Raw genomic sequence first — 12,216 nt, 5'->3', positions numbered from 1 at the left:
ACGTAAGAGATGAGGGCCTCCGTTGCATCGTGTTGAGTGTGGTAACCCAATCGATACCGGAGGTCCTCACCTTTTTAGCTCACGCCACGCTCACAACCTGTGTGGGAACAACACCTAGCCGAGCACGCCTGACTCCGGCCCGCCCTGTCACACGCCCGTGCCCCGAACGAATTCGACGGAGATTATTCCCGAATCAATGCCAGAAACTCCGAAAAGGTCGTTTCAGAGCAGAGTCTCCGTCGAATTGATTCACCGCCGGAGACGCTGCTCAACCTGTGATGAACAGCCTCCCCGCCCGGAGGCTGCTGCAGCGTGCCCGCGAAGGGGGGGGGGTGAGTGCCCGATCCTCGCACATCTCTGAGTGCGTCGTCCGGTCAAACGAGGGGTGGACGCCGCTACCCCGTAGGCTGAACGGGGCACGCTTGACCGAAATTCGACGTGCTCACGCTTGATGAGCTGAGCTCGACGAAAAAAGGCCGAATATGACGCAGAACATTTCCGAACTTCCCCGCATCCGCGCGATGATCCGAAGCGACGGAACGGGAGAGCTCGTCATCGACGGTGTCAGCTCGCGCATCACCGCCGCCGACGAGGCCGGCGTGCGCGAGGAAATCATCAACCGGGTCACGGATGCCGCGCGCGCGATCGATCGCGCGGTGCGCCTGACCGCGGAAGACGAGCAGGGCAAGTCGCCGTTGATCGTTCACCCGAACGGGGACGTAGAAGACGATGGGGCCTTCATCCCGACCTCCTTGGAACCGGGACCGGCATCGGAGCCGGTGTCGACCGCGCCTGCTCCCGTCTCCGCCGCTGTCTCCGCCGCTGTCTCCGAAACCGAGGACGTCGAACTGATCGCGCTGGTCGTGCCCGCGGAACAGCAGAAATCGGGTCTCGACACCGCCGAACTCCAGGCCGCCGGGCTCGATGACGCTGGGCTCGGCACGGCTGCGCTTGACACGGCAACGCTGAAGGAAGCCAAGCGCGATGCCGACATGCGCGATGCCGATGCCGAGGTCATCCAGCAGATCGAACCGGCCCCGTCGGCACGGGCCCATGTCCCACCCCTTACCGCGTTCGATGGCCTCGTGCTCGATCTCGACGCCGACAGCGACGATGAGGACGATCAGGAGCAGGACCTCGCGGCCTCGCCCTTCTCCGCTCCCCGGGCAGCCACGAACCTCGTCGGCCCGGCACCGGTGCAGGGCGGCACGTTCGCCGAGGTGCCCGCCGACGACCCCTCGATCGCCCCCGCGGCGCTCGCCGGTGGTGGTCCGAACCTCGCGGACTTCATGAATTCCCGTCCGCCGCTCGTGGCGGGGCCGGCCCTTCTGGGCTGGCAGGGCACGGTGCGGCGCCTCACCGGCGGACTCGTCTCCCCGGCCCCCGGAACCGGCGAGATGTCGCACCGCGCGGCGGTCGCGTCCGTGCAGCGCAGCCTGGTCGGCCCGCGCACGATCGTCGTGCTCAACCCGAAGGGCGGCGCGCACAAGACCACCGCGACCCTGCTCATCGCCGCGACCTTCGGCATCCATCGCGGCGGATACACCCTCGCCTGGGACAACAACGAGACCATGGGCACCCTCGGCGTGCGGGCGCAGACCGCCGCCCACACCAACACCGCAGTTGACCTGCTCCGCGACCTCGACAACTTCGCCTATTCAAGCTCCGCCCGGGTCGGCGACCTCGACAACTACGTGCGCAACCAGGGTGACGCCCGGTTCGACGCGCTTGCCTCCGACCTCGACCCTGCCGGGGCAGCCAGTATCGACGACGTGGCCTTCGGCAAACTGCATGCCGCGCTCAGCCGGTTCTACCGAGTGCTGATCATCGACACCGGCAACAATATGCGGGCGTCCAACTGGGAGGCGGCCGTCGACGCGGCCGACCAACTCGTCGTCGTCTCCACCATCCGAGAGGACACCGCGTACGGCGCGGCCTCGCTGCTCGACGGCCTGCGTCAGAAGGGCCACGCCGACAAAGTCGCGCAGGCGGTCACAATCCTGGCGTCACCGGCCAAGACGGCCGATCGTCAGCTCTCCGTGCGGCTACACGACCACTTCAGCAAGCTGACCCGCACCGTCGTGGACGTGCCGTATGACTCCGCCCTCGTGGCCGGGGGATCGCTGAACTATGACGCGCTCGCGCCGCGCACCCGTAAAGCGTGGCTCGTTGCCACGGCCGCGATCGCCGAAGGTCTCTGACCCGGCGGCGTCCCGGTGTTGAGCCTGCCCGGCTGACAGTGTGCCAGCCGGGATTCAGGCGGCACTGATCTCGGTCGGGCATACTGGCGAAGGCCCGAACGGATGCCCATCGACTCAGATGCCTCGCAAATCAGTGTGTGCATCGAATCCTGCCGAACAGATCAGTGGTCGAACAGATCATTGTGAACAGATCACCGTCGAAGAGAAAGATCAGCGTGCGTAAACTTCCTGCCCTCATCTCCATTGCCACGGTTGCCGTGCTCGCCCTCGCCGGGTGCAGCGGGTCTCCCTCCGACAACACCGGAGCGGCGGGAATCGCCTGCGTCGATTCCGGCACGGCGTCGGAGGCCGTGAAAGTCTCCGGCAAGGCCGGCGCCGAGCCCAAAGTGAAATTCGAGTCGCCGCTGACCACGAAGGCCACCGAGGTCTCCGTCGTGACCGAGGGCAAGGGTGACGCCGTCAAGACCGACGACATCGTCGAACTGGGGTTCTCCGTCTACAACGCGAACACTGGCGAGAAGATGAACGCCGGCGGCTTCGGTGACGACCTCGGCGCTCCCATCACCCTGGCCAAGGACTCGAGTGTATTCCCGGCGCTGATGAAGGGTGTCGCGTGCGCGAACTACGGATCGCGCGTCGCGGTCGTGGCCCCGCCGGCTGACGCGTTCGGCGAGACCGGCAACGAGGAGCTCAAGGTCGGGGCCGAAGACAACATCATCTTCGTCATCGACGTCAAAAGTGAAATCCCCCCTCGCGCGAACGGCGAGGACCAGAAGCCGGAGGACGGCTTCCCGACTGTCAAGCTGGCCGAGGACGGCGCTCCGACCGTGACGATCCCGGCAACCGACGCTCCGACCGAGTTGAAGACCTCGGTTCTCAAGAAGGGTGACGGTGCCACAGTCGCCGAAGCGGACACCGTGGTCATGCACTACTCGGGCGTCGTCTGGTCCACCGGTGAGGTGTTCGACCAGACCTGGGGCAAGAGCGGTCCGACCCCGATCTCCCTGGCCGCCGTCGTTCCCGGCTTCGCCCAGGGTCTCGTCGGCCAGACGGTCGGCTCCCAGGTGATGATCGCGATTCCGCCGGAACTCGGCTACGGCGCCGAGGGCCAGCCCGACGCAGGCATCTCGGGTACCGACACGATCGTCTTCGTCGTCGACATCCTCGCCGCCGGCTAGCCGGCCGTTCGGCTGCGCTCGAACCGACCGGTTTTCTGGGACAGACGGCCGTCGTGCCGGGCACCGCCGCAGTGCCGGTGCGGTGTAGCACCGACGAGCACGGCACCCTTCTGCACCTGGCCGAGGTCGCGTCCGGACCGGTCGACATGGAGTTCCACGCTGACCTGGTCGGCCGGGCGCATCCGTGCGTTCAGGTGTGGCGCTTGTCCGAGCCGGTCGAGGTCCATAAAATGTTGATTTCGTGGCTCCGCTCGTTCCCGCTCGTTTCCCTCGTTTTTCCCCCGACCAGGCAGGGATGTCCCATGACCATCATTGAGGCCAGAGGTCTGACCAAGGTGTACCACTCCAAATCCGGGCCGGTGCATGCGCTCGCCGGGCTGGACCTGTCCGTGCCGCGCGGGACCGTCAAGGCGCTGCTCGGCCCGAACGGCGCCGGTAAGACGACCGTCGTCAAGATGCTGACCACCCTGATCCGGCCGGACTCCGGCACCGCGTTCGTCGACGGCATCGACGTCGTCGCCGACCCCAAGGGCGTACGGCGCATTATCGGCGTTTCGGGGCAGTACGCGGCCGTCGACGGGAACCTGACCGGGTTCGAAAACCTCGAGATGGTCGGTCGGCTGTACCACCTGGGCGGCGCCGAGTCCCGGCGCCGGGCCCAGGAGCTGATCGACCTCTTCGAGCTGACCGCGGCCGGCAACCGCCCGGTCAAGGGCTTCTCCGGCGGGATGCGCCGCCGGATCGACCTGGCCGGCGCGCTGGTGATCAACCCGAAGGTGCTGTTCCTCGACGAGCCCACCACAGGGCTGGACCCGCGCAGCCGGATCGCGCTCTGGGCCGTCATCAAGCGCCTGGTCGCCGACGGCACCACCGTGCTCCTCACCACCCAGTACCTCGAGGAGGCCGACCAGCTCGCGGACGACATCGTCGTCATCGACGACGGCCGGGTGATTGCAGAGGGCACGTCCGACCACCTCAAGGCGCAGATCGGCGGCCACCGCCTCGAGGTGGCCCTGGTAGAGGCCGGCGACGGCGTGGCGGCACGGGATATCCTCGCCCGTTACGGCGCGGGAGAACCGGCGATCACCAGCGACGGCCGCGGCCTCGAGGTCGCGGTGGTCGACGGGCCGCGGGCGCTGCAGCAGGTGCTGGCGGCGCTGGGTGATGCGGACATCCGTCTGCACGACGCCGGCATGCGCCGGCCCACGCTCGACGACGTGTTCCTGAAACTCACCGGCCACAAGGCCGACAAGGCCGCCGACCAGGCGGACGACGTGGAATTGGAGAAGTCGAAATGAGCTCCGCTGCCACCCTCCCCACCTGGAACCCGCTTTCGCTCTGGTACTCCGACGGCTGGACCGTCACCAAGCGCAACCTGATCAAGATCAAGCGCTCACCCGACATGCTCGTGTTCGCGGTGATCCAGCCGATCATGTTCGTGCTGCTGTTCAGCCAGGTTTACGCCGGGTCGATCTCCGTGGAAGGCACCGACTACGTCCAGTTCCTCATGGCGGGGATCTTCGCTCAAACCGTCGTGTTCGGGTCGACCTTCTCGGGCGCGGCGATGGCGCAGGACCTCAAGGAAGGGATCATCGACCGCTTCCGCAGCCTGCCCATGACCTCCTCCGCCGTGCTGATCGGACGCACCAATAGTGACCTGGCGTTGAACACGATCTCCATGGTGATCATGATGCTGACCGGGCTGCTCGTGGGCTGGCGGGTGAACTCTTCGGTGCCGGAATTCCTCGCCGGCGTGGGACTGCTGCTGCTGTTCAGCTACTCTTTCAGCTGGGTGATGGCGCTGCTCGGCATGAGCGTGAAGACTCCCGAGGTCATCAACAACGCGTCCTTCCTGATCCTCTTCCCGCTGACCTTCATCTCGAACGCCTTCGTGCCCAGCGACACCTTGCCGACCCCGCTGCGCGTCTTCGCCGAGTGGAACCCGGTTTCGTCGCTGGTGCAGGCGGCACGGGAGCTGTTCGGCAACGAGGGCACAGCTCCGGTGCCCGATATCTGGACCATGCAGAACCCGATTGCCACGGTGCTGATCGGCACCACGGTCATGCTGGTCGTGTTCGTTCCGCTTTGCGTGCGCAAGTTCGCGTCCATCAGTTCCCGCTAGCAGGAGTCAGTGAATCCCCTGGAGAGTGCCCATGAGTGACCCGGTGCCATTCCGCACCGACCGGCGCACCGGAGCGTTGCGCGCGCCCCGCAACACCGCGCCCGGCGGGGCCGGCCCCTGGGACGTGAAGCGCGTTCATCCGTCGCTCTACGGGCCTGCCAACGTGGACTGGGAGCTGATCGAGGTTCCGGCCCAGCGGTTCGTCGCCCTCGACGGGGTCGGCGACCCGGACACGGCGCCGGCCTACATCGAGGCCGTCGAGGCCCTTTACGCCATCGCCTTCGCGGTCAAGTTCGCGGCCAAGCGTGCGCTCGGCCGCGAGATGGTCATCGCACCGCTCGAAGGCCTCTGGTACGCCGACGATGCCTCCGTCTTCATCGCCGGCGCGAAGGCGGAGTGGAAATGGACGCTGCTGATGAGCCAGCCGGACTGGGTGACGGATGCCTTCATCGCCGGGGCCATCACCGGCGCGCTCGCGAAGAAGAAGCTGTCCGCGCTCGCCCGGGTGCGGGTGGAAAGGCTCGACGAGGGGCTGTCGGCGCAGCTGCTGCATGTCGGGCCCTACGCCGCCGAGGCACCCGCCCTCGACCGTCTGCACGGGGAGTTCCTGGCAAGCTACGGGCTGAGGGTGAACGGCCGGCACCATGAGATCTACCTCGGCGACCCGCGCCGCGCCGCGCCCGCGAAGCTGAAGACGGTGCTGAGACAGCCGGTCGCGCCGGTCTGACCCGCGCCGGCCGGGCGGCGCCTACTCCTGACGCCGGCCGAGGTCGGCCTGGATCAGGAGGGCGAACTCCCGCAGCAGCACGGGGTCGACCTCGGCGGCGCCCCGGGGTTCCGAGTCGAACACGCACAGAACGCCGATCCGCTCGCCGGAGTCGGCCTCGATGGGGAAACCCGCGTAGAAGCGGGTCTGCTCCTGGCCCAGACGGGGCGGGCGGGCGGTGAACCGGTCGTCCAGGAGCATGTCAGAAATCACGAACGCTCCGGCCCCGCTCACAGCGAGGGCCGTGATCGACCCGGCCAACGAGTAGACGCGTGGAGTGAAGCCCACGCTCACCAGGTCCCAGAGCCGGTCGCCGTCGATGAGCGTCAGGGCGGCCGACCGGGTGCCGTAGGCGCTTCTGGCCAGGGCGACGATGTGGTCGCAGCGCACCTCGGTGTCGGCGGCGAGGATGCCCAGCCTGGCGACCGCCCGGCGGGGGCCAGGCGAGAGCGGCTCGGCACCCCACGCTTCCGCGCGGCCCTCGGCCGTTCCTCGGGAAGTTCCTCGGGCAGCAGCCAGGTACTCGGCATCGAGCGGTGGCGCCATCTTGTCGGCGAGGAGATTGGCCCAATGCACGTACTGCGCGGCCGTGCGCACCCGCCCCGGCGTTGAGGCGAGGGTTGCGGCCATGGGCACAAAGCAGCTCCGCTCCTGCCCCGCGCAGATCGCCGCGCTGGCCTCGTTCAGGCTGCGGGCGTGCTTCTCGGCCACGGAGCCCAGCCCGGAGTCGAAGGCCGCGATGGACCGGATCGGCTGCATGCCGAGCACGAAGATCCTGGTGCTGAGCGAGGACTCGTGCCGGATCCGGTCGAGCAGTGCGGACAACTCGCGCTGCCAGACCAGGGCTGACAGGAGTGTGACGGCGTCGGTCGTGCCGAGGCTCACGACGACCGCGTCATAGCGCCAGAGTCCCAGCCCGTCGAGTTCGGCCTGCGATGTGCGGATGGTGACCAGCGGGTTCGGGATGACGTCGACATCCGTGCCCCGCCCGGTGCGAGTCGACAACGCCCGCGCCAGAGAGCCGGGCAGGGCCACGTTGTGGCTGAGCACGCCCCAGCCGACGGCCGGTCCGCTGCCGAAGAGGAGCACGCGGTCACTGTCGGTTCCCGGGGAATGCGCCTGAGGAGTGTCCCGGGGCCGCGGGATGTCGTCCCAGTCGCGCGTCACGGCCGCCGACCAGGCTCGCATCAGGGGTACCAGCACCCAGCGCAGGAGTTGCGGCACGGAGGGCTACCGGCCGCCGCGGCGCTTGCCCGCCCGGGGGCTGGGGGTGTTGCGGGTGCGGCCCGGGGCGCTCGTCGCCTTCTTCGCCACGGCCGGCTTGGATTTCGCCGCCGCGACCCGCACGGCTTTCGCCGCCGCCTTGGCCTTGTCGGTCTTCTTCTCTTTTTTGACCTTTTCGGTGCCGGCGGGCAGCGAGTCGACCCGCGAGCTGTCTTTCGTGCGGCCGCGCACGATGCCGATGAACTCCTCGACGTCTTCCGTGGTCTCACGGGAGAGCCAGGCCAGGGACACCTGGCTCTCGGCGACATCCTCGACCGGGCGCGAGACGACATCCTTTCGGCCGTATAGTCGGGCGATCGAATGGGGGACGATCAGGATGCCGACCCCAGCCGCGACCTGCGCCATCGCGTCGTCGAGGTCGCGCATGGCCGGGAGCGGGCGGCGGGTGCCGTCCTTGACCTCGGTGGCCACGAGGCGCCATTCGGGCACGTCGTCGGGGTCCTGCAGCAGGTGTTCTTCGGCCAGGTCGGCCACCAGCACGCTGTCGGCGTCGGCGATGAAGTGGTCTTTGGCCGCGACGACCACCGGGATCTCCCGGTAGAGGGCGATCAGGCTGAGATCGGTCTCATCGACGGGCAGGCGCACCAGGCTGACCTGGGCGCGGCCGTCACGCAGCACCGCGTCCTGTTCGGACGGGTCGGTGCGGAAGACCTCGAGTGGCTGGTCGGGGCGTCGATCGGCCCAGGTGCGGGTCCACTTGGTGGGGGTCACACCGGCGACGAAGGCAAGGGAAAAGGTCACCGGCATCCTTTCTCGTGATGGCACTGCGAACGTAGATCCGTGGGGAGCGGCTGTCTCTCAGGCTATGCGGGTGCTCTCAGGCTATACGCTTGACTGATGAGCGAGAAGAAGACCCAGACCATGAAGCCCGCCACGGCGGCCCAGAAGCTCGGGATTCTGCTCGAAGCAGCCCCGGAAGAATTCCAGAGCGCGCCCGTGTCGCGCACCGAACTGGCCGCGCTCGAAGCGAAACCGCCTGCCTGGCTGGTCGAACTGCGGGCGAACGGCCCGCATCCCAAGCAGGTCGTCGCCGCCAAGCTTGGCGTCTCGATCTCCGGCCTCGTGCGCGGCACCGTGACGGAGCCGCTCACCTCCGCCGAGATCCAGGCTCTGCTGCAGCAGCCGCCAGCCTGGCTCGTGACCGAGCGTGCCACCCAGTATGAGGTGCGCGAGGAGCAGATCCGGGTCAAGGACCGCGACGCCGAGCGCGCCCGCAAGATCGCCCACGTCGCCCGCCAGGCAGCCCAGAACGAGAAGGCCGGTCGCGGCCGCTAGCGCCGCCGTCCCGCGCGCACGTCGCTCCCTCCGCGTCGTCTCACCAATTCGACGGAGATTTTGCCTGTAGGACGTCGATTCCGGCCTTTTTGGCCAACTCGGGCCAAAATCTCCGTCGAATTCGTTCGGGGCGGGAGACGCTGCTGTGTCGGGTGTCGGGTGTCGGGTGCGGGGTGCCGGGTGTAGCGGGGGTCGGGGTGCCGGGCCTCCTAGGCGTCGTACTGCGCGCGCAGGAACGTGACGATCTCGCCCAGTTCGGCTTGCGAAATGGAATGGCCCATGCCCTCGTAGATGCGCTCGGTAAGTGTGGAGTGTTCGGGAAGCCAAGCCCGGGTGCGGTCGACGGCATCCTGCGGGATGACCGGATCGGCCGTGCCGCGACCCCAGAAGACCGGCAGGCGCCGCTCACGCAGGCGCTCGTCACCGGTGTGCTTGCTGCGCCCCACGAAACCGGACAGCTGCACCGCGAACGCGAACCGGTCGGGTGCCTGACGCAGCAGCTGCAGCGCCATAGCCCCGCCCTGCGAGAAGCCGAGTAGTCCGACGGACGCGGGCTGCTCGGGAAGGCCGTCCAGCCATTCGAGCACCCCGGCGGCGGCAGCATCCAGTGCGTCGGCACTCGGCGAGCCCGGGTTGACCTTGGCGCCGGCGGCCCCGATCGGGAACCAGGCCCAGCCCGGACCGGCCGGGAGCGGGGCGCGCAGCGCGGCGATCACCGGATGCAGCGGCAGGTGCGGCGCCAGCGAGAAGAGATCCCCCTCGTGCGAACCGTAGCCGTGCAGAATCAGCAGAAGCGGTCGCCCGGCGCGGTCGGCGCCAGACGCGCTCCACAGCACGGCATCCGGGTCGATGGGCTCGGCGCACGCCGCGGCGGCGCCGGTGGTGCTGCTCTCGGTGGTGTCGTCGCTCCCGGTGGAGGCGTCGCCGCCGGGATTGGTGTCGTTCGGGCCCATGGTGGTCCTCCTGTTCGAGGTCGACACCGAGAAACGCCGACGGGTCAATCTTTCCACTCCCGGGGACGCGCGAAAATCGGTCGGCATCCGTCGTCCCCGTGCAGAACTCCGGCGATCCGCTGCGAGAAGCCGGAAAGATGCCCGTATTTGCGGGAACCGTGCCACCGCTCCGCCGAATTTCAGGGGTCATGCACCACTGGCCGGCATTTCCCCACGTGGCGGCGGCATCCGCGGGCACCCCGTGGCCAACTCAGGAGATTCCGGCAGCGGCGGGCGCGCCCCCGCAGAGTTCCGCATGTTACCGCGTCGTTTCGCTGGGCGGCCGCGCCAGCCACCCGTTTCTCCTGAGTCAGCCTCACCTCACTCGCCCGGCCTGGCCTGCCCTGGCCGGCCCGGGCATCCGTTGCCACCTGCTCGACCGGCGGCGGATGTCCCGATCAGCTGGTCCGCCGCCTCGCCCCGCGCCGCCGGAGTGAGGCCCGCGAGGCGGCCCGTCGCCCACCAGAGACGGCCGGCGAACCCCAGTCCGGTGTTGTGGGTGACTGCGCCGGCCCGGGCCACTCGGTCGATGAACCCGGCGAGGGGAGCGAGGCCGAAGGAGATCCCCACTGGGTGATGCGCATGGCCACGCCGTTGGTCGTGCCGAAGCGCCCGGACTCGAGGGATGACACGCCGGATCGCAGGCGCTCAAGCGTCGTCGTCGAGGGTCCGAACAGATCGAGGGAGCCGCGCGCCCGCGCCCGTTTCACTCAGTCGAGAAGCTGCTTCGCGAAGACGCCGGGGTCGCCCTGGCCGTGACAATCGATCAGGAGCGGGCCAGCAGACTGGCCTGCTCCGTGTCATCCGTGATCGACCCGGCGGGCATCCCGACGGCGATCGGCTGGTGCGGTCCGGGGTTCCGAAACCCCTCACTGGCGCCGTAGTCGGCCTCGATCTAAGCCCGGGACAGGTCCTGCGTCGGCATCCCGAGTGCATCGCCGAGGGCCAGCCGGTGAAGGCGCCGAGCGCGCGGTCGTGGCGCGCCGCCGCAGTTCTCTGCCTCACCATGCGGAGACCGTCGCCGCACGCGCGCCGGACCGCGCCCGTTCCGTCCGACCCGTGGCGGGGTGCCCATGGCGTATCCGGGCGCAGGGTAAGACAGAATAGCCTCATGAGCGTGCGCACACCTGACCCCGATCCGGACTGGACGCCTGGCCCCGAGGGCGCGGGGCCGCCCCACACCAACCCGGGCTGGCTGAGCGACGTCGAGCTGGCCGAAGTGCGGCGCCGACTTCCGATCCTTTACATCGAGGCGGTGCCCGTGCGAGTCGACGGCCTCGGCCAGGTCGTGGAGGTCGGCGTGCTCCTGCGCGCCCGGTCGACCGGCGAGATGACCCGGATGCTCGTGTCCGGCCGCGTGCTCTACGGCGAGACCCTGCGCGACGCCCTCTTCCGGCATCTCGAGAAGGATCTCGGCCCGATGGCCTTCCCGCAGCTGCCGATGAGCCCGGTGCCGTTCACGGTGGCCGAATACTTCCCGATGCCGGGCATCACCGCGTTCACGGATGACCGCCAGCACGCCGTTTCGATGGCCTACGTCGTTCCCGTCACCGGCACCTGCGACCCGCGCCAGGACGCCCTCGAACTGACCTGGATGACCCCCAAGGAGGCTGCCTCCGACGCGGTGGCAGCCGAGATGGAGGGCGGGCGCGGGGCGCTGCTGCGCATGGCGCTCGCCTCGGTCGGCGAGCTGCGCTAAGCCGCCTGATGGCGGCCCGATCCTGCGGGCCGCCGCTGCGAGCTACTCGGTCGTGACGAGTGACAGACGACGCGCGAGCGAGCGCGGTCGCACCAGGCGCACTTCGTGGAGCTGTTCGCCGAGCACTTCCTGATCCTGCTCGTGGCCGTCGGGGGCGTAGCCGTTGCGCTTGTAGAACGAGTGCGCGCGGGGGTTGTTTTCGGCGACCCACAGGTAGGACGGGCCCTCGTCGACGACGGCGTCGAAGAGCTGCTGGCCGATGCCGGTGCCGTGGTAGGCGTCGAGCAGGTAGATGAAGTAGAGCTCCATCGGGGCCGGTTTGTCGGCGTCGCGGGACGGCCCGCTGCCGGCGAATCCGACGATCTCGCCGTCGACGAGGGCCGCAACCTGGCGGTGGTTCGGTCCCTGGGCGCTGAACCGGCGCCACATGGCGGCCAGGCGTGCGGGCTGCAGCTGCTCAAGGGCGGCCTCGCTGAGCAACTGGTCGTAGGTTTCGTGCCAGCAGGTGGCATGCACACGGCCGAGGCTGTCGGCATCCGCTTCTGCGACGGGACGAAGTACTGCTGTGGTGGCCATGACCCGAGACTAGCTCAGCCGCAGGCACCCGATTGACGCTGCCGGGTTCTGCCCGTGGTCACTGCGCCGACGGCTCCCGTCCGACCCGCGACTTCCCGGTCTACGGCGGCTCCAGACCCCGCC

The 12,216-nt window shown here is 68.7% G+C and carries 13 protein-coding genes; 7 read left to right on the top strand and 6 right to left on the bottom strand.

Annotated features, from left to right (window positions below; all coding sequences use genetic code 11):
• Nucleotides 1-482 precede the first annotated feature (482 nt).
• Both E3N94_RS16280 and E3N94_RS16275 read left to right on the top strand, forming a co-directional pair.
• The gene (locus E3N94_RS16280) at nucleotides 483-2,201 is read left to right on the top strand and encodes a chromosome partitioning protein (RefSeq protein WP_134570599.1); all 1,719 of its coding nucleotides are present in this window, start codon (nucleotides 483-485) and stop codon (nucleotides 2,199-2,201) included.
• Between the two features lie 215 nt (nucleotides 2,202-2,416).
• Entirely contained in the window at nucleotides 2,417-3,379 is a 963-nt protein-coding gene (locus E3N94_RS16275) for an FKBP-type peptidyl-prolyl cis-trans isomerase (RefSeq protein WP_134373247.1), read from the top strand.
• Here E3N94_RS16275 and E3N94_RS16270 read toward each other — a convergent pair.
• The gene (locus E3N94_RS16270; protein WP_134570598.1) at nucleotides 3,376-3,606 is read right to left on the bottom strand and encodes a hypothetical protein; all 231 of its coding nucleotides are present in this window, start codon (nucleotides 3,604-3,606) and stop codon (nucleotides 3,376-3,378) included. The genes E3N94_RS16275 and E3N94_RS16270 overlap by 4 nt on opposite strands.
• Before the next feature lie 75 nt (nucleotides 3,607-3,681).
• On the opposite strand from E3N94_RS16270, the gene E3N94_RS16265 reads away from it, so the two are divergent.
• Genes E3N94_RS16265 through E3N94_RS16255 form a run of 3 tightly spaced genes read left to right on the top strand, consistent with a single transcriptional unit; the run spans nucleotide 3,682 to nucleotide 6,228 of the window.
• Nucleotides 3,682-4,677 (top strand): ATP-binding cassette domain-containing protein, encoded by a 996-nt coding sequence (locus tag E3N94_RS16265; RefSeq protein ID WP_134570596.1) that lies wholly within the window; start codon nucleotides 3,682-3,684, stop codon nucleotides 4,675-4,677.
• Nucleotides 4,674-5,501 carry an ABC transporter permease gene (locus tag E3N94_RS16260; protein ID WP_134341753.1) on the top strand — a complete coding sequence of 276 codons (828 nt, stop codon included), beginning with the start codon at nucleotides 4,674-4,676 and terminating at the stop codon, nucleotides 5,499-5,501. The genes E3N94_RS16265 and E3N94_RS16260 overlap by 4 nt, the downstream gene beginning before the upstream one ends.
• Nucleotides 5,502-5,532: 31 nt before the next feature.
• Complete coding sequence (locus E3N94_RS16255) at nucleotides 5,533-6,228, top strand: GyrI-like domain-containing protein (protein WP_134420333.1); 696 nt, start codon at nucleotides 5,533-5,535, stop codon at nucleotides 6,226-6,228.
• A 21-nt stretch (nucleotides 6,229-6,249) separates the two neighbouring features.
• On the opposite strand, the gene E3N94_RS16250 is transcribed toward E3N94_RS16255, so the two are convergent.
• Together E3N94_RS16250 and E3N94_RS16245 are read right to left on the bottom strand one after the other, a co-directional pair.
• Entirely contained in the window at nucleotides 6,250-7,491 is a 1,242-nt protein-coding gene (locus E3N94_RS16250) for a GAF domain-containing protein (RefSeq protein WP_134570594.1), read from the bottom strand.
• A gap of 6 nt (nucleotides 7,492-7,497) precedes the next feature.
• Nucleotides 7,498-8,292: a LysR substrate-binding domain-containing protein gene (locus E3N94_RS16245; RefSeq protein WP_198416303.1), complete on the bottom strand. Its 795-nt coding sequence runs from the start codon at nucleotides 8,290-8,292 to the stop codon at nucleotides 7,498-7,500.
• A 96-nt stretch (nucleotides 8,293-8,388) separates the two neighbouring features.
• Here E3N94_RS16245 and E3N94_RS16240 point away from each other — a divergent pair, with 96 nt between their 5' ends.
• A complete protein-coding gene (locus E3N94_RS16240) occupies nucleotides 8,389-8,826 on the top strand; it encodes a DUF5997 family protein (protein ID WP_174776143.1) in 438 nt (145 codons plus the stop codon).
• A gap of 209 nt (nucleotides 8,827-9,035) precedes the next feature.
• Here the strand turns inward: E3N94_RS16240 and E3N94_RS16235 are convergent, their stop codons facing one another.
• The gene (locus E3N94_RS16235; protein WP_134342094.1) at nucleotides 9,036-9,779 is read right to left on the bottom strand and encodes an alpha/beta hydrolase-fold protein; all 744 of its coding nucleotides are present in this window, start codon (nucleotides 9,777-9,779) and stop codon (nucleotides 9,036-9,038) included.
• 360 nt (nucleotides 9,780-10,139) lie between these two features.
• Nucleotides 10,140-10,388 carry a hypothetical protein gene (locus E3N94_RS16230; RefSeq protein ID WP_134420329.1) on the bottom strand — a complete coding sequence of 83 codons (249 nt, stop codon included), beginning with the start codon at nucleotides 10,386-10,388 and terminating at the stop codon, nucleotides 10,140-10,142.
• A gap of 541 nt (nucleotides 10,389-10,929) precedes the next feature.
• On the opposite strand from E3N94_RS16230, the gene E3N94_RS16225 reads away from it, so the two are divergent.
• Nucleotides 10,930-11,517, top strand: coding sequence for an NUDIX hydrolase family protein (locus E3N94_RS16225; protein WP_104101004.1), 588 nt, complete (start codon nucleotides 10,930-10,932; stop codon nucleotides 11,515-11,517).
• A gap of 42 nt (nucleotides 11,518-11,559) precedes the next feature.
• Here the strand turns inward: E3N94_RS16225 and E3N94_RS16220 are convergent, their stop codons facing one another.
• Complete coding sequence (locus E3N94_RS16220) at nucleotides 11,560-12,093, bottom strand: GNAT family N-acetyltransferase (protein WP_104101003.1); 534 nt, start codon at nucleotides 12,091-12,093, stop codon at nucleotides 11,560-11,562.
• Nucleotides 12,094-12,216: the final 123 nt, after the last annotated feature.

Source organism: Cryobacterium sp. Sr3 (assembly GCF_004402835.1).
Taxonomy (GTDB): Bacteria; Actinomycetota; Actinomycetes; order Actinomycetales; family Microbacteriaceae; genus Cryobacterium; species Cryobacterium sandaracinum.
Note: the sequence above shows the minus strand (reverse complement) of the source record. Positions and strands in the feature narration are given on the sequence as shown.